At 55.0% G+C, this 18,009-nt stretch carries 13 protein-coding genes and 1 pseudogene; 6 read left to right on the forward strand and 8 right to left on the reverse strand.

From position 1 onward, the window contains the following. Positions 1-31: 31 nt before the first annotated feature. The 5 genes from ACIPL2_RS20860 to ACIPL2_RS20880 are packed head-to-tail and all read right to left on the reverse strand — an operon-like array spanning position 32 to position 6,020. The gene (locus tag ACIPL2_RS20860; RefSeq protein ID WP_401359119.1) at positions 32-1,108 is read right to left on the reverse strand and encodes an acyl-CoA dehydrogenase family protein; all 1,077 of its coding nucleotides are present in this window, start codon (positions 1,106-1,108) and stop codon (positions 32-34) included. A gap of 15 nt (positions 1,109-1,123) precedes the next feature. Further along, complete coding sequence (locus ACIPL2_RS20865) at positions 1,124-2,308, reverse strand: acyl-CoA dehydrogenase family protein (RefSeq protein ID WP_401359122.1); 1,185 nt, start codon at positions 2,306-2,308, stop codon at positions 1,124-1,126. Further along, on the reverse strand, positions 2,305-3,591 hold the full coding sequence (locus ACIPL2_RS20870; protein WP_401359124.1) for a MaoC family dehydratase N-terminal domain-containing protein: 1,287 nt from the start codon (positions 3,589-3,591) through the stop codon (positions 2,305-2,307). Before ACIPL2_RS20870 ends, ACIPL2_RS20865 begins: the two co-directional genes overlap by 4 nt. 36 nt (positions 3,592-3,627) lie before the next feature. Beyond that, the gene (locus tag ACIPL2_RS20875) at positions 3,628-4,458 is read right to left on the reverse strand and encodes an enoyl-CoA hydratase (RefSeq protein ID WP_401359127.1); all 831 of its coding nucleotides are present in this window, start codon (positions 4,456-4,458) and stop codon (positions 3,628-3,630) included. A 23-nt stretch (positions 4,459-4,481) separates the two neighbouring features. Then, positions 4,482-6,020 (reverse strand): class I adenylate-forming enzyme family protein, encoded by a 1,539-nt coding sequence (locus ACIPL2_RS20880; RefSeq protein WP_401359130.1) that lies wholly within the window; start codon positions 6,018-6,020, stop codon positions 4,482-4,484. 398 nt (positions 6,021-6,418) lie between these two features. Between ACIPL2_RS20880 and ACIPL2_RS20885 the strand changes: the two genes are divergently transcribed. The 6 genes and pseudogenes from ACIPL2_RS20885 to ACIPL2_RS20910 all read left to right on the forward strand — a co-directional run. After that, the gene (locus ACIPL2_RS20885; RefSeq protein ID WP_401359132.1) at positions 6,419-7,504 is read left to right on the forward strand and encodes an amidohydrolase family protein; all 1,086 of its coding nucleotides are present in this window, start codon (positions 6,419-6,421) and stop codon (positions 7,502-7,504) included. Between the two features lie 48 nt (positions 7,505-7,552). After that, positions 7,553-8,866 (forward strand): phenylacetate--CoA ligase family protein, encoded by a 1,314-nt coding sequence (locus ACIPL2_RS20890; RefSeq protein WP_401359135.1) that lies wholly within the window; start codon positions 7,553-7,555, stop codon positions 8,864-8,866. Then, positions 8,863-9,552: a hypothetical protein gene (locus ACIPL2_RS20895; RefSeq protein ID WP_401359138.1), complete on the forward strand. Its 690-nt coding sequence runs from the start codon at positions 8,863-8,865 to the stop codon at positions 9,550-9,552. The genes ACIPL2_RS20890 and ACIPL2_RS20895 overlap by 4 nt, the downstream gene beginning before the upstream one ends. 15 nt (positions 9,553-9,567) lie before the next feature. Continuing rightward, positions 9,568-11,124, forward strand: a complete 1,557-nt coding sequence (locus ACIPL2_RS20900) for an AMP-binding protein (RefSeq protein ID WP_401359141.1) — start codon at positions 9,568-9,570, stop codon at positions 11,122-11,124. A gap of 366 nt (positions 11,125-11,490) precedes the next feature. After that, positions 11,491-13,134 (forward strand): DUF1302 domain-containing protein, encoded by a 1,644-nt coding sequence (locus tag ACIPL2_RS20905; protein WP_401359143.1) that lies wholly within the window; start codon positions 11,491-11,493, stop codon positions 13,132-13,134. 253 nt (positions 13,135-13,387) lie between these two features. Continuing rightward, positions 13,388-13,642: pseudogene (locus ACIPL2_RS20910) on the forward strand (nuclear transport factor 2 family protein); the annotation flags it as partial. 582 nt (positions 13,643-14,224) lie between these two features. Here ACIPL2_RS20910 and ACIPL2_RS20915 read toward each other — a convergent pair. From ACIPL2_RS20915 to ACIPL2_RS20925, 3 genes are all read right to left on the reverse strand, one after another. Continuing rightward, entirely contained in the window at positions 14,225-15,517 is a 1,293-nt protein-coding gene (locus ACIPL2_RS20915) for an MFS transporter (protein ID WP_401359145.1), read from the reverse strand. A gap of 50 nt (positions 15,518-15,567) precedes the next feature. After that, positions 15,568-16,749 carry a M20 aminoacylase family protein gene (locus ACIPL2_RS20920; protein WP_401359147.1) on the reverse strand — a complete coding sequence of 394 codons (1,182 nt, stop codon included), beginning with the start codon at positions 16,747-16,749 and terminating at the stop codon, positions 15,568-15,570. A gap of 112 nt (positions 16,750-16,861) precedes the next feature. Then, complete coding sequence (locus ACIPL2_RS20925) at positions 16,862-17,767, reverse strand: LysR substrate-binding domain-containing protein (protein WP_401359150.1); 906 nt, start codon at positions 17,765-17,767, stop codon at positions 16,862-16,864. Positions 17,768-18,009: the final 242 nt, after the last annotated feature.

Genomic DNA, 18,009 nt, shown 5'->3' on the forward strand with positions numbered 1-18,009 from the left:
AAAGATTGAAAGGCTTACGCTGTTTGCACGATCAGGCCAATTCGCGTCTTAGTTGTGTGGCGCTGCCTAACCAGGCAGAGCCAAACATCGCGCGTTTGAGGTAAAGATGCAGGTCGGCTTCCCAGGTGTAACCGAAGCCACCATGCAATTCGATGGCGCGTCTTGCGGTGCGCAGGTAGGCGTCGCTCAGATGAGCTTTGGCCAATGCAGCGTGACGGCTGAAGCCAAGGTCTTGGTTGGCTGATGTCTGTGCGGCATGCCAGCACAACGGTCGATTGGGTTCGCCTTCGAGCGCGATGTCAGCAATCTGGTGTTTGACCGCCTGGAACTGGCCAATCTGCACGCCAAACTGCTCGCGAACTTGGGCGTATTCAACTGCCAGCTCCACACAACGAATAGTTCCACCACAGGCGTCGGCAGCTAACAGTGCGCGGCCAGCGGCCAGCAGGTTGGCAGCGTGTTCGATTCCGCCTGGCAATATATCTACCTGTGTTTGATCAATTTCGATTTCCGCGAGAAAGGCGGTGGGATCAATACAGGGAGCGTCCCGACGGAGGACTCCGTCAGCGTCGGGTGCAATAAGACCGAGGCCACCACCCGCGGTGCCAACCACAATCAGCGTCGGGGCGTTGTGACCGGGTATTGGTACAAAGCGCAGGGTGCATCGCTCGGCAGCTTGAGGGTCAACTTGCCAACCGCTCGGCTGCCAGGCGTGCGTTTCCGCGTGCAGTGCCACAGTGCCAATTAACGAACCATCAGCCAGGCCAGGTAACCATTTTGCCTTTTGCTCAGGGCTGCCGGCATGGGCAACCGCCAGGCAGGCCAGTTGATGGCCGACGAAGGGCAGGGGGGCTGCCGTAGCGCCCAGGGTTTCACCGATCAGGGCCGCATCGAACAGGTCCAGACCAATACCCCCGTACTCTTCGGGCACTAGCAGACCGGCAAAGCCCAACTGGGCAAAATCCTGCCAGAGATTCGCAAGAGACTCCTGCCATCCATCGCTGCGATCTGCAATGCGGTGCAACAAGGCAGAGTTTGCATGGGTGGCGAGAAACTTCTGTGCGGTTTCTTGAAAAGCGAGTTGATCTTCGTTGAGCAGATAATTCATGGCGGGGGGCTGCCTTCAAGAAGTCGCGACGTTGTCTCGGGGTAACCCCAGACCGCGTTCGGCAATGACGTTGCGCTGAATGTTGGACGTGCCGCCGGCGATGGCCATCCCCAGGGAACCCAGGTATTGGTTTAGCCACTTTTCCGGGCCTGCTTCGGCTTCGCGGCCAAAGGGCGACAGCATGAAGTCGTTGCCAAGGATGTCGCGGGCGATGTCCGCAACTTCGGCAGCAATGCGCGTGACGATCAGCTTGTTCATCAGCGACACATTGCCGGGCTCTTGCTTGGCCAGGCGCAGGGCGAACTGGCGCTGCATGTTGTGAAAGTGCGCGCTGACCATCCCCTCCAACTGAATCAACCGATCGCGTACACGCGGGTCGTCGATTGCCGGATGTCCATCAAGCTGGCAACGCCGCGCCAGCTCGACGAGTTTGCGGTGCAGGGTGACGGAAGTCTCAGCGGCCCCCATGAATCCCGAACGCTCGGCCGACAGGGTGGTTTTTGACACTTTCCAGCCTTCGCCGCGGGCACCTACAATCCAAGTAGCTGGCGTGCGTGCTCCGTCGAAAAATATTTCGCTGAACTCTTCACTGCCATTGATCTGGCGCAGCGGACGGATCGTGATCCCCGGTTGGCGCAAGTCCACCAGCAAGTAGGAGATTCCGGCATGCTTGGATGCTTGTGGTTCGGTGCGTACCAGCATGAACATGAAATGCGCCTTGTCCGCACCCGAGCTCCAGATCTTCTGACCGTCGATGATCCATTCGTCACCTTCCAGGCGTGCTCGAGTCCGAATCGATGCCAGATCCGAGCCTGAGTTTGGCTCGCTATAACCTTGGGCCCAGCGGATTTCGCCACTCAGGGTCGGCGCAATGAATCGCTCCTTTTGCCAGGGTTCGGCGCAACCGAGCAAGGTTGGTACCAACATCCCGTATCCGACGCCCGGAACCTCCATGGGCGCCCGAACGCGATTGAATTCCTCCTGAATGATCTGCGCCCGAGCCAGGTCTGGCGATTGCTCCGAACCACCATATGCCTTGGGCACATTGCGATAGAGGTAGCCACGTTCGACAGCTGCCTGTCGAAACAGCCCTTTATCGGAGGTTTTTGGCTGCCAGTTTGCGCCGAGGAAGTTGGCGACTTCCTGGCGAAAGGCACTCAATGCCTCGACATTCGCGAAGTGCTCGCTGGCGCTGCTCATTTGCTCTGTTTCCCGGCAGACAACTCCCAATGCCGCGCCATCATTCGCGCTGCACGGACTTTTAGATCAGTCGGTGGCTCTGGCAGTACAAGCGCGGCCTGGTTACGAGAAGGCAGGGCCACCACGGCATCGCAAAGCACGGTGTCTTCACCACGCTGGTTAACCATTTTCAGCTTAACGTCGACCAGGAACAGGCCGTCTTCCTCGCGTTTACCAACAACTTCACCTGAGATGAATTGGGTATCGCCCATGTAGTTGAATTTGCGGATCTCATCGTATTGCTTGTAGACCCAGCCGCCGTCGCCAACCCAGTCGGTCAAATAGCGGAACAGGTAGTTTTCACGCATGACGCCATAGTCGTACGCCATTGGGTTGCCGATGGCCTTGGCCCAGTCGCTGTCCCAGTGCAGGCGTTGGGCTACGTCCGGGATACCTTGGGCATTTTTTACGTAGAATGGAGCGATACGCTTACGGTTTTGATTCCACATCCGACCGGTACGCAATCCGTAGGGCACCCAGCCATATCCGCCGCCATGGAAGTTAACGACGTCGGTCACGGTCAGAGGACCGCTGGCGCCGCCAGGCAACGCATCGCCAACATTAAGGTCATCAAAGTACAGCGGTGTAGCACCGCGGGATGTCTCGGCGCTGTAGATCTCGTCGATATGCGCCAGGTCTTCGTCGCTGTACTGCGCCGGGCTGATGTCTTTGTATTTACCGGTCTCACGCGCTTTTTTTCGCTCGGTGAGTATTGCCCGATAGCGATACACCGAGACCACTTCACCGCGCTGGTTAACCTTGATCTGGCTATTGAATCGAGTCACCGAGCGGCCGGCGAACTCTGATTGCTTGACCTCAAGACCATCTTCGCCACCGAAGCTGTAAAGGGTGTCGCCCGGGAAAATTGGACGGTAAAACGTCCATTCCCCACCCGAAATAAACATGTGGATGCCACGGAACAAGCTTTTGGTGTTGGCTTTCAGTTCGGCATTCATCGGGTCGCCGAGCATGGGCCGATTGATAACGCCCGCCATCATTGAAGGCGCAATTACCGAGCCCCAACGGGTGCCAGCAGCATATTCAGGATTGCAGAACAGTGGGTTATCGCTGCCGCAGGCGTAGGCGAAGGAGCGGATGTTGTCGACTGTGGTGGTGCCAATCTGTTCCTGGTCGCGGCTGGCCATATCTACGCCAAGCAACAGGTGCGCGCGTTCGATGTCGTGGTCGGTCAGCTCGTAGGCAGTGGCTTTCTTGAAATCTTCAGTCAGGGCTTGATCGGACATGATGTCTCCGTGACAAACGAATAATGAGTAAAGGGCTTAGCTGCCGGTGAACTGCGGGTCTCGACGTTCCATGAACGCCTTGACCGCTTCTTTGTGGTCGTTGGTTTGCGCAGAAAGCACGTTCAGCGTGGCTTCCAGGTCGAGCGAAGCTGGCAAAGGCATTTCCAGCGCAGCGTTCAGATTCTGTTTCATGTAGCGCTGAATGATCGGCGAGCCACTTGCAAGGCGCGCGGCCAGCTCCGCGGTGGTCGCCTCCAAGTGATCGTCGGCGACCACCTGGCTGACCAGGCCGATGCGCAACGCCTCATCGGCTTTCAGTCGATCGCCTAAAAACATCAGCTCACGGGTCTTGGCAGTACCCAATAAGCGAGTGAGGAAATAGCTAACTCCGTAGTCGCCCGAAAGGCCAGCCTTGGCAAATCCCGTCATGAAGCTGGCGTTATCCGAGACGACTCGGAAGTCGCATGCAGCAGCAATTGCCATCCCCACCGAAACGGTTGCGCCACGAATCATGGCGATGGTCGGTTTGGGCATTTCGAACAACAACCGAGTCGCGTCCATGTTGCGGCGTAACCAGTCAATACGAGTCGCCAGACTGTCCGGGGCGCGAGGACGTGCCTGAGCCGCCGGGGACTCTGTGCTTTTATCCGCAGACTTGCCGCCACCCAAGTCCCCACCTGCGCAGAATCCTCGACCTGCGCCAGTAATCACCACGACGCGTGCCTCAGGGTTCGCCGCAGCATCTTTGACTGCCTCGGCGAAGGCTCGCATCAACGCCGGGTTGAAAGCATTCAAGCGCTCTGGGCGATTAAACGTCAGCGTCAGTACGCCGTTGTCCAGATGACTCAGTAGTACTGATTCAGACATGCGACTCTCCTGTTCGGGACTGTTCATTGCGCCAGAGTGGCAGGGGGAGTTTCGGTAACTGCATCGAACAGTTGGCGAACTTCGTATTGGCTGATCTTCAGCGAAGGAGTGCGAGGTAGTTTGTCGACGGCCTGCCATCTGACCGGTACCTGATAGGCCACCAACTTATTGCGCGCGAAGGCAACAAGGTCCTTTTCGTCAAGGCTGAGTCCTGGCTCCAATTCAAATGCAGCGACAGGGACTGCACCGAGACGGTGATCTGGTACGCCCACGACGCAGATTTCCTTGATTGCCGGATGCTCGCGAAGGATCTGCTCCACATCGCGTGGCAATACCTTGAAGCCACCGCGAATGATGGCGGAGTCGACTCTGCCACGAATGTAGAGAAAACCGTCGTCGTCGATCTCGGCCAGGTCAGTGGTACGGACCCAATGCCCAGCACCAATCTGCGCTGAACGTACCTCTAGCAAACCAACTACGTTACTGCCCAGCGGCGTGCCGGTTTCAGGGTCGATGACTCTAAGTTCGCAGCCTGGTTGTGGTCGGCCAACCGATCCGCGTTTATCAGCAGAGAAGCGTTGATGGTCGCGCAAGCTCCAGCCGGCTACCGCACCGGCAAACTCGGTGGCCCCATAGGCGTCGAGCAAGGGGATGTCATAGCGATCTTCGAAAGCTTGCTGCAAAGCGGGATCAAGAGGGGCGCTACCGGTGCGGATGGCCAGCAAGCTGTCGATAGATTCTTTAGGTACTTGTGCATCGAGAATCATACGAATCGCAGTGGGTGGCAGTGAAACCAGTTTTGGACGGTAGCTGGACACGGCCTGGGTCCACTCCAGTACCGAGAACTTTTCCAGAATCACGATTGAGCGACCGGCAATGATGGCCGCAACGGCCGCATACATGCCTCCAATGTGCACCAAGGGAATGCAAAGCATCGCGGGCGATGCTTTCAATTCCACTTTTCCTGAGGCGTTTTTCTTATTTTCATAATGGGCGGCATCAAGCAGTGAATGCTCGAAGTTGGAATAGTGCAGCGCAATGCGTTTGGCAGGCCCCGTAGTGCCGCTAGACAGCATCATGATGGCGATCCCTGACTGAGAGGGAGCGCTGACCCGCACAGGATCTACAACAAGATCCGGCAATTCCTGAACTGTCATTTCGGCGTGAGAGCTGATACTCAAGGCCAGGCAGCCTTTGTCCGTCACGGCCTGGCGAAGGGCAGGCGACTGCCAGTCCTGTTCGTCGGCGATGACAGCATCAACCTGGACCGCAGCCAGGTCACTGGCGATCTTGTCAGCGGACTGGAATGGGTTAAGGGTCACTACACAACGACGCGAAGCCAAGACCTGCAGCAGCATGGCCACTGCGGCAGGTTGATTGCGCAACAAGATACCGACTGACGCGCCTTCACCGAGACCAGAAGTGGCCAGCAGGATTTCGGCCCGCTGCATGATCGTCGCTACGTCACCCCAGCAATACCACCGCTGCTGATACTCCAGGGCAGGTTGGTCGGGGGCTAGCGCGAGGACGCTGCGGATGCTTGATGCGAGGTCTAACGTCATGGTGGTCTCTCGTCACTGGTTTCCATTGCTCGCCGGATTGAGGGCAAGATGTCGCAATGAAATTATCGTATCAATGAGCTGTATGATTAAGCAAATTATTTCTTTGTGCTACGAAGCGTCATATTTCCGTAAGGCTCGGGTATCACGCGGGCTGGGGGCAGTTTGAGAGTAGGGGAGACACCTTTAAATGAAGGCTTTCCGGGAGTAAAAAGGGCAAAAAAGGTGGGTGATGGGCGTGGCCATATAGACAGCAAAAAAAACGCATGCAATGATAATCAGCATAATGATTTATAGTTTTATTCGTTCAATGCCCATAGATGGGCGCTGTAAAGCGGCGTGGTAAATCGTCGTGTAAAGGTGCCCGATCCGTACTGACACAAACGATGGAGGTTTCACCCATGCCAGGCCATTTCATCTTCAGTGCGGACTCGCACGTTCGTGAACCTAACGATCTTTTTCGTGATGGTTTGCCGGCATCCCTGCGTCAGCACGCTATCCATGCTGTACGCGAAGGCGAAACGCTGATCACACGTACCGATGAAGAAGTGATCTTCAAGATGCGCCTCAATGTGGTGGATCTCGAAGGGGTCAAGCGGGTCGGATTGCATGACCTCAACGGTCGCATCCTGGACATGGAAAAAGATGGCATCGACGCCGAGATTTGCTTCCCGAGTCTGGGGTTATGGGCCTATGCCATAAAGAATATTGAAGCCGAGTACGCGACGGCGCAGGTGTACAACGACTGGAACAATGGGTTCTTCGCCGCCCACCTGGACCGTTTCGTATGCTGTGCAATCCTGCCGGTTCGCGATCTGCGTCATACCGTTGAAGAGCTTAAACGTGTTGCCCGTCTGGGTTTTACCGCGGCCATGTTGCCGTCTGTGACGCCGACGGGCGTTCCTCGTTACAACGACCCAGCGTGGGATCCGGTATTCCGTGAAGCGGGTGCCCTGGGTGTGGTCATTGTCATGCACACGGGGACGGGGCTTGAGACGGTAATCCATGAACGCGGTCCTGGAGCTGCCGTTGTGAACTACTCCCGGCAAATGAACGACGGTATCGACGCAGTGACCTACCTGGTATCGGGCGGGGTGCTGGATCGCAACCCGCTATGTCAGGTGGCGATCATCGAGTGTGGCGCCAGTTGGCTGGGTGCTCTGGCCGAGCGTATGGTCGAGGTCTACCACGCGCACGCCGCATTTGTTCAACCCAAGTTGTCGGTTAAACCGAGCGAAGTGATACGCCGTCAAATCAAGGTCTCCTTCCAGCATGACCGCGCCTGTATCGCCGCACGTGCCGTAACAGGTCATGAAGCGCTGATGTGGGCCTCCGACTACCCCCATGCCGAGGGCACTTTCCCGCATTCGCGTGAGATCGTCGCCAGTCTGTTTGACGGGATAGTGATCAGTGAAAAAGAAAAAGCCGATATTCTGGGCGGCAACGCAGCCCGACTGTTCCGCTTGCCGCGCCCGGAGTTTCAGTAATTCGCCCGAGCGTTGTTGAAAGCAGCACAACAATAATAAGGACTTTCCATGAGCAGACTAGATGACGACAGGTTCTTCGACCCGGTAATCGAGACGATGCCGCGCGAAGAAATCGAGCAACTGCAGGAGGCCCGCATTCTGCAATTGTTGCCTTACGCCTATAGCCAGTCAGCGCTGGTGCGTGAGGTTTGGGATGCAGCTGGGGTCAAACCTGAAGACATCCGTTCCCTGGCCGACTTTCGGGAGAAGGTGCCCTTCATCGACAAAGATACCATTCGCAGTTTTCGTGACCGCCACGGCGATCCTTACGGCGGGTTGGCCTGCGTAGGCCCGCCTCATCTGCGTGGTGTCGGATTTACTTCCGGGACGACCGGAGACCCAACGCCATTGCCACGTTCGGATTACCACGTTGCGCTTGCAGGGCTTAAGCGCGAACTCTGGCACATGGGTGTACGCCCCACAGATTATTTTACCTACGCCCTATTTACCTTCCGCGAAGGTCTGAATACCGATAAGTGGCTGGACTCAGGCATGCGTCCGATTGCTATTCAGCATTTGCCGGACCAGATGCCTCATTTGGTACAGGTCTCTCGGCAGTTCCGGCCCAAGGCACTGTTCATGCTTTCTACGCCCTTGATCATGGCGCTGGAGCAGTATCAAAAGAACACCGGTGATGATTTGAGAGAAGCCTTTTCTTCGTATGGTGGCGCCGTGTTTGGCGGCGAGCCAATGAGCCCGCATTTCCGCCAGGTTGTCGAGTCGTGGGGGCTTGAGATTTTCGAACTCAGTTCACTGGGTGACATCACCACCACCATGGATTGCAAGGCCCATGACGGCATGCATACCTGGGAAGATCTGGCAATGATCGAGCATCTGGATCCGTCCGGCTCGGAATCGGTGGCTGATGGTGAGCGAGGGGAGCTCGTGGTTACCGCATTGCTTGATGATGTGGCGCCATTGATACGTTATCGCACGGATGACCTGGTGCAGTTCACGCGAAAACCTTGCACCTGTGGACGTACTCACGGACGTTTGAAACCCATCGGGCGTAAAGGCGACGAGATGTTGATCCAGGGGCGTTCGATTCTGCCAATGGATATTTTTCCGCTGATGGAGCAGTTTCCTGAAACTCGAACGGGCCTGTTCCAAATGGTGCGTCCGCAGCGTGAGATGGATGTCCTGACATTGCGCGTTGGATACGACGAAAGCGCATTGACCGATGGTGTCGAGGCGCTGGGTGCGCGTATCGGCGACATATTGTCCTCAACCTTGCAGGTGCCGGTAATCGTCGAGGTAGTCAGCAATGAATCGCTTCTGAAAAACGGTCCGCCAAACAAGATCCCACGGGTGGTGAAATCATGAACAGTACGCAACCGTCGTTTGCTGTAGCTCCCATGGCTGTCGGTCGTTACCGAGATGCGGCTGGTGTGCGCCAGGCCTTAGCCTATTCGGCACTTGAAACCGAGCGTTCGACTCGTGCGATGAGCAGGATCCTCGGCACATTTCACTTCCGCACAGGTGAGAACCTGATGGTGACCGCCTTGATTGACGAGTCAGTCCAGGCGCTCGGCATGGAGCGGTCGATCATGCAGTACAACATGGTCGCGGTGTCCGCTGATTCATCGCTCTACGATGCCAAACGGGTGGAATCCATCATCCGTCGCTTCAAACTGGTTGGCGCGTTCGGCATCACTCAGGCGACGCTGACCGGGCTGCGTGGACTCGGCCATGACCCGGAGCAACTCTTACAAGGCATGGTCGTCTGGGCTTGGCCAGGGGCTTATGAAAGCCTGGTTGGCAAGCCGGGCCTGAACGTCTATCGCTGTCTGGAGCTAGGGCCGGCGGTCGCCGTTGAATGCAATGCCGGAGCCGGGGCACATATTGATCGCTTCGAATGGCATGTCGAGGAGCAGAACGGCGAGGTGACCCTGAGTAGTCGACTGGAGCGCTGCGAGGTGTTTCAGCACTATCGAACAGGGGTCAAAGGGAAGGTTGTCCATGGTGTTTGCCGTTGTGGGAATCCTGACCCACGCATCGTTCCAGTTTGAAGGAGGGTCGATTATATGCAAGAGCAGTTAACGTCACTGGCATCCTTCACACAGATCCGTCAGCACGGACTCGCCGATGTACTGAGTGAGCATCGCCGCTCCCGGCCACTGCTCGACGCAGTGGTTGATGGCGAGCTGCGATTGACTTGGCCGCAACTCGATGCCCGAGTCAATCGCCTGGCCAATGCGCTGGAGTCGGCAGGGCTGGGGCAGGGTAGTCGAATGCTTTGGCTCGGACAGAACTCGTTCAGGGTGCTCGAGTGTCTGCTGGCGGCCGCTCGCATCGGCGCAATTTTCTGCCCAGCCAACTGGCGTCAGAGTGAGCACGAACTAGCATTTGTGATAGACGATTTCACGCCCGGAGTAATCCTTTGGCAGGAAGAAGAAGTCGGAGAAACGGTCAATGGCGCCCGGCGTCTTTGCCAACATGTCAGTAAATGGGTCCAGTCTGATCTGGGCGGCTCCGACGGATATGAGGGCTGGCTGGCCGGGTTCCCGGAGCATCGTGAAGAGTCCCGAGTTGACGAGCAACTGCCCTTGCTTGCGATTTACACGGCTGCCTTTGGTGGCAATCCCAATGCTGCATTGTTGAGCCATGCCACCATCCTCTATCAAGGACTGATGGTGGCTTACGCGGAAAGCGTCAGCGAGGTATCGGTGTTCCTCAATTCGGGGCCGCTGTTTCATTTGGGTACCCTGGTAACAACACTATCTACCTTCATGTTTGGCGGCAAAAACGTGTTCATTCCACGGGTCGATGCCGAACAGATGCTGAAGTTGATCGAAAACGAGGGCGTCACTCACGCCTTCGTAGCTCAGCCGACTATTGAGCAAATACGAAGCATCAACAGTGACGGCCAATACGATACGGCCAGCTTGTGGAGCTCGCCATTGGCTCCCGAATGGACTAGCCCGCTGGTCATGCCAATGTCTGCGCCCCTTAATCGTAAGCCTGTCCTTTACGGTCAGACCGAGATCATGGGGTTTGCAGTAATGGGCTGGTTGGGCGGTGAGGGCGCCGGTCGACCCTCGCCACTGGTACAGGTGCGCATCGTCAACGACGAAGGGCAGGAGTTGGCTGTCGGGGATACTGGCGAAATTGAAGTGCGTGGTTTGCAAGTGATGAACGGTTACTTTAATCGACTTGAAGAAAACGAGCAGCGCACTTGGGACGGCTGGTATCGCACGCGCGACCTGGGCAAGAGATTGCCAGACGGTTCAGTGGCCTTCGTTGGGCCGAAAACCACTATGATCAAATCTGGGGTAGAAAACATCTATCCAGTGGAAATCGAAGGCTGTCTGCGGCTTTTGCCCCAGGTGCAGGAGGTCTGCGTGATAGGTGTGCCTGATCCAACTTGGTCGCAAAACGTCAAAGCGATTGTTGTATTGCGCCCAGGGCAAGCACTTGCTGAGTTAGCGTTGGTTGATCATTGCCGGCAGCGTTTGGCTTCCTATAAAAAACCTAAGCAGGTTGAGTTTGTCGAGGCGCTACCCAAAGGCCGAGACGGGCAGATCGATAGAGGAGCGGTGGATCGCATGTACGGTGGCGGAGGTTATCCCTCGGTCGGCTGATGTTTTTTGAACGCGCATTTTGACGCGCACGCATCGTTGGTTGCACAACGGTGGGTGCGCGTTTTTTTTTGTCCTCAATCCGCTAAAGGCGTTTTGGCCAGCGGCCGATTCGAAATTGAAAAGCTACTGCAAAGCCTACGCCTCCACGCCATCTCTCAAAAATTCCTATGCCTATTTTTAGGTTAATCATATTGACGATTAATCACATACAGGATTAGTATGATTGCTATGTTAATCGAGTCGCGGGTTGATGCTGAATTCCGCCCTCGGTGGTACATGAGGCTGGGGAAAGCCTGGATATATCGATGCTCGACATGAAGAAAATCACTCCGCATAACAAATTCAAAAAATGGTTTGGAGGTTCAAATGTTTGAAGGCAGGTTTTTGCGTAGAAATCGTTGCAGTCGCGTTTCGATGCATGCAATAGGAGTCTGTCTCGCGGCTGGTGTTGTCCTGCCGGCCGGGGCTGTGCAAATCGATACTGGAATCGAAGGTTTTACTGCGCGTTTCGACAATACCCTGCGTTACAACCTTGGAACGCGCATCGATGGCCGTGACAAGCGCATCGGTAATAATGCCAACGCGGACGAGGGCGATTACAAGTTCGACAAAGGGGACATAGTAACCAACCGTCTTGATCTTCTTTCCGAGTTGGAGCTGGACTGGCAGGAAAAAGTTGGGATGAGGTTGTCTGGCTCGGCGTGGTATGACCAGGCCTATGATGATGATACTGTCGAGAAGAACCCCGCTATTGCCGGGCCGACCAGTTACGATAACAACAAGTATTCTTCCTATACTAAGCGCTACTACAACGGTTTTTCAGGCGAGCTTCTTGATGCTTTTGCCTACACTAACTTCACCGTTGCCGATCGTCCGGTCAACGTTAAGGCAGGTCGTCACGTGGTGTATTGGGGGACCTCTATCTTCTCCCAGGCCGGTATCTCCTACAGTCAGCACCCAATTGATGGTCAAAAGAGTGCTGCTTCGCCGGGTATCGAAACCCGCGAGACATTCATGCCACTCACGCAGATCTCCATGCAGGCTCAGGTGACCGACCTGCTTTCGTTGGCAGCGCAGTATTACCTTGATTGGGATCATATTCGGGTCCCGCAAGGTGGTACATTCCTCGGTTCCACCGACTTCTTGATGGAAGGCCCGGATCGCTTTGGCGGGAACACTCCACTGGCAAATTTCCGGGCTGATGACCCACTAGGTCCCGATCACAAATCTGGTAACTGGGGTTTGGCTGCGAAATTAACTGTTCCTCAGCTCAACGCTACAACCTTCGGTCTCTACTACCGGCAGTTCGATGAGAAAAACGGTTTCTGGGTGTTCCGCGAGCCCGAAAATCCTACGCAATTCCGCGCAGTGTTTCCACGCGATACCAAGCTGATCGGCTTGAGTATGGACACTAGCCTCGGCCCTTTTGCTGTTGGTGCGGAACTGATGACTCGGCGTAATGCGGGTTTGAGCTCAGTTGGTTTGAGTACTGCTGATGAAGGTGCTCGAGGCAACACCTGGCACGCGTTGGTCAACACCATTTTCTCCCTGCCCAATACGCCTCTGTATGACACCGCCACGATGGTCGCGGAAGTGTCGTACGACTACCTTGAAAAAGTTACCGAAAACGAAGCGTTGTTCAATGGTGAAAACACCGTCGGCTGCCCACTTGGCAAAGAATCTGGTTGTGCGACCCGTAATGCAGTGGGTTTCAACATGTCGCTCACACCGCAGTATCTGCAGGTATTCCCTGGTGTCGATCTCTCCGTGCCTTTGACAGTGGGCGGCGGTATCAGTGGTAACACGGCTGACTTTGGTGGTACCAGTGAAGGCCTTTATACCTATTCGGCGGGTTTGCAAGCTGACTTCCGTAAGCAGATGACAGCGTCTTTGGTATTTGCCGATTCCTCGGCTGAAATTCGGCGCAATGGATCGACCTATTACGGTGCCGGTACATGGCAAACCACTGACCGCGGTCGGGTAACACTGACTCTCAAAACTACGTTCTGACGGCTGGTTCAGGTCTCGATTTTCAACAGCGTCAACGCGCAGCATGGGTTCGCCCATGCTGCTTTTTTTTGCCTTGATTTTGACTGGAAGACAGTTATGAACGCTCTTGAACTATTACTTGCGGAGCAAGGAATTCGCCAGTTGCGATCCAATTACCACAACGTGCGGACGACATGGATGCTGTAGAGCTGGTCCGACGCTCGGTAGAAAGCGGTGCGTTGGTGCTTCCTGATAAACGTTTGTCGAAGGTCGAGCTGCTATTGAGGAATGGTTCACGGGCACGTTGCAACTGGACAAGATGCTTCACCAGTTCGAACCCGCTGTCATTCTCGACTGGCCTGTTCAGGCCCACGGTAGCTTGGACATGCTGGCATTGAGAAGCGGTGACACCGGCTGGATTTTGGCCGCGACCCTGCGATACAACGACCGATATGTAAAAACCGATGCCGGGTGGAAGTTAAGAGCGTCAACTCCAGCCCACGATGCTTTGAAGTGGGCAGTATTTTGAGGGGGGATTTTGAGTGGCAGGTCCGGACCCGTTGACTGTCGATGTCCGCAAAGTTTTGCCAACTGTTGGCCGAATCCGTTTAGCCACCCACGCTGAAAACAGAGCGCTGTCGTCTCTGCCAAGCGTTCATGCACAGCGATGGCATAAAACCCTAACCGAGTTTGATCTGGCAGCACAGGTGACTATTCTTGCGCACCTCCAGGGCGTCTTGGAGATCACGCAGTTTATCGATACAGCGCATCGCAGCTTCAAGGTATGAGTCGGGGCTGGATAGCAGTTGGCGAGCGGGATTTGGCCCTGCGCCATAATGGCTAGGAAGGACGGATATATCGGTTGTTGGATAGGAGGCCTCCTTGCCACCGTTATCCAAGGTGTATCCGTCTGGGAGGTTGGTGCGCAAGGGTTGTTAATTCGGCCGCGGGGACACATTGCGCTGATACAGGAAACACAGAAGTTCATCTGTGTAGATTATTTTCGGGCAAAAATCTGCTGATCGGTAAGTTTGGATTTCGGAGGATAACGGCGGCCGGTAGCTCCATTGCTACCGGTATTCGATACTCACAATTGCAGACTGATTTTATGTCAATGTGCACGAATCCAGCGAATGCGAGGTTGCACGGGAACGGCTTTGAGCTCAAGCCGGGTAGCCTCTGGGGTCACGATCCTTAAGCCAATCAACGCGCATATTAGAATTGCGAGACCAAAGCCGGAAATTGCCAATTCGAACCCACGTGCAATTTCATTTCCGTTCCATGCGATTAGCTGTCCGACAAGTAAGGGGACGAGCATGCCAGCAGATGTTTGCAGAGCATTGTGGATTGCCAACATCGAACCTCGTTGCTGCACGGGAGTGAAGTGCGACGTGATGGTCATACTGAAGCTGGGAAGCACATTAACCAGGGCTGTCCCCAGGCCCATCAATGACATAATCAGCACACGCTGATCAGTCGAAATGCCGATCAATGCAAATAGAAGCCCACCCAAGGCGCTGCAGGCTAATGGCGGGGCGACCATGGTCCAGAAAAGGCTTCCGCCGCGTTTCAATGCTTTCTGAGCAAGGCTGGAAACAGTCAACCCGGTAATCATGGCCAGAACTGTCCCACCCAACATGAAATAGCCGGCCTGTAGGGTGCTCAGGTTCAAGCCCTTCTTCAGGTATACAACTGTCCAACTGACCCCTAAGGCGCTGGGTACATAGCAGAAGAAAGCCAACAACGTAATACAAACAAAAGTGCGATTGAACAGTAGCGCCTTGTAGGGGATGTTTGGCTCGATTTCATTCTCGGCGCTGTCGCTGTGAATTTGCTGATTGCCTTCTCGACCGAAGGTTAACCACAGAATGAGCCAAATCAGACCAACCACAGCCAGGCTTAAATACGCCAAGCGCCAACCCAAGTGCTCAATGGCGTATGGAAGGGTGATTGCGCCAAGCAGTCCTCCGAGCATGATTGAACTGTAAATTAGCGAAGAAGGCAGCATGCGTTCTTTAGGATTGAACCACTTAAAACATGCATGTTGGGTTACCGCAGTCGCTGGTCCGGTGCCGATGCCCAGTAACAGCCGACTGACTACCAGTGCTGAAAGGCCGCTGCTAAATGTAACCAGCAGTTGAGCCGCCATCCACACGAGCGACATCCCTGCCAGGATCCAGCGCGTGGGTACACGGTTGGCAAGGAAGCCAACCAGTACGCCTGACAATGAGTAAAAAAAGAAAAATGAGCTGCCTACAAAACCGAATTGTTCCGGCGTTAGCTGTAATTCATCGATGATCTGGACGCCGGCGAATGCGAAAATGGTTTTATCCAATGCACTGATGATCATCACGACCAACAGCAAAGCGATAACAACCTTTCTCCTCTTGATGATTTCAGACATGTTCTTCTCTCAGGGGCGGGATGCTCGATGACATAGGGATGGCGTATGGGCTAAACAAGATAGGTTTGCACCAGTCTGGCCCAGTAGCTTGCGCCGTAAGGAATGGCCAAATCGTTGAAGTCATATCCTGGGTTGTGTACAGAACAACCGGTAGGGCCACTGTTGCCATTGCCGAGTGCCACAAAGCAGCCGGGAAGACGTTCAAGCATCCATGCAAAGTCCTCACTTCCCAATCCGCCTTTGCTGCCCGTGGCAATGACGTTCTTCGGGCCGACCAAGTCGCTGATCACTTGTCTGGCAAGAGCTGTTTCTGCTTCGCTGTTAAAGAGAGTGGGGACCATAGGGCGGTAGTCGAGCTCCACCTGCATGTCGTGAACCATGGCTACGCCTTGGACGACTTCACCGATGCGTTTTTTTAATAGCGCCCGCACTTCGGGCGTTGTCGCGCGCACACTCAATTTCATGGTTGCATGGGCAGGAATTACGTTCGGAGCCTCGCCGGCGGCGACCATACCTACAGTAATTACCGCCGTTTCACTGGCTGGCACATTACGGGCTACGATCGTTTGCAAGGCTAAAATGGTTTCGGCGGCAGCGACCACTGGATCCTTGGCGAGATGCGGCATGGCGCCATGGCCACCTTGACCCACCAGTCGAATTATCACCTCATCGGAAGACGCCAGCATCCTGCCGGTTTGTACAACAAAGTAACCCACAGGCAATCCAGGCGCGTTGTGCAGGGCATAAACCGCGTCGCAAGGGAATCGCTCGAACAGCCCGTCATTCATCATGCTTAATGCACCGCCAAGCGTCTCCTCAGCCGGCTGGAAAATGAGATTCAGCGTGCCGTTGAAGCATTTACTTTCTGCTAAATATCTGGCTGCGCAAAGCAGGATCGCGGTGTGTCCATCATGACCACAGGCGTGCATTTTTCCTGCATGTTTGCTCTGATGCATCAGGCCGTTTTCTTCCTCAATTGGAAGCGCATCCATGTCCGCGCGCAAGCCAATTGCGCGCGTCCCATCACCAAACTTTAGTACCCCGACAACACCGGTGCCACCGATGCCTTCATGGACTTCGTAGCCCCACTGGCGTAGGTAGCCGGCTACCAGTTTGCTTGTTTCAACCTCTTCAAAGCCCAGTTCGGGATGCTGATGGATGTGTTTGCGGATCTGCATGAACTCTGCTTGGAGCGCTTCGATTTCGGGTACAAGGCCTGGTAGCGAATTCATTTGTTTCTCTCTTAGGATTATTCGATGGATCTGAGCATGCCAAAGCATTTTCCCGCTGAGTAATCGTCTTTACGTATCGCTATACCTTTTTTAGTAGTCATTCGACTCCGCGCTAAAGTGGGTTGGCAGAGCGGTTGCCATGGAACTCGTAAACAATGTCTTCCGCCAGGAGCTTGGCCTCTTGAGTGAGCAATTCCGCTTCTCGACTGATAAGAGAAAAAGCAAATCCAGGCACTTGTTCGGAGACCTTCAACACATCGAGCTTTTCGTTCAGGTTGCTCAAGGCCAGGTGCCGCATCGACCAGAAGCTGACTGCGTCAGTGCATACGGCCAACTCCAGATACATGACGAGAGAGGAGCAGACCATGACATTTTCGGGGGCTGCGAGTCCGTGTTCACTGAAAAGCGGGCTGACAGGTGAATCCTCGAATGTGTCGGGGAGGATCCACATTAATTCGCGTAAGTCGGCTAGGGAGCCCAAATGCCGCTGAGGGTGGCCTTTACGTACTGCCAAAGCACCTGGTTGCAGGTATAACTCAACAGCCCGAAACCCTTCCAGTTGACGAGTTCCACCATGGGACGTCAGAGCCAGATCCAATCGGCCTTCCCGCAGTCCTTCGATGAGTTTGTTGGGTCGCAACTCTTCGATCTGTATCGATACCTTTGGGTTGCGCTTACTAAAACGTGCCAGGCAATTGACGAAGCGAGAACTTGGCGTGACGGGAGACACCCCGATAATAATATGACCACCTGTACGGCCTTTGAGAGTCTCGATTTCATCTTTGGCCCGTTTCGCCTCTTCGAGGATCAGGCGGGCACGACTCAGTAAATGGTCTCCATAAATCGTCAGGGTAACGCCTCGATTGGAGCGCACTAGCAGGTGCACGCCAAGCTCTGTTTCGAGCTCCTTAATGCTTCGAGACAAAGAAGGCTGGGAAATATGGAGGATTCTCGATGCTTCTTGGATGCTGCCGCTTTCGCATATCGTAAGGAAGGCGCGAAGCTGGTTATGTTTCATGGAGATTCCAATGCTAATGACGCATGCGCCCGTAGAAGGCGGTCGCTAGCGAGCAGGTTAGCAAACAATGTTCGACGCTCGGTAACGTCGTAGCAGTCAAGATCAGGACTGATTGTTTACGGGACTACGTACGCATGGAGTGACTGGTGGAGTTTTTTTCGAGCTACACGCGGGGCCCCGTATTTCAACGGATATGTCGGGCAGGAAGTGGCCGCAACTGCAGTCGGCGCGAAATTCCAGAT

This window comes from Pseudomonas sp. NPDC086251, from assembly GCF_044746405.1.
Taxonomy (GTDB): domain Bacteria; phylum Pseudomonadota; class Gammaproteobacteria; order Pseudomonadales; family Pseudomonadaceae; genus Aquipseudomonas.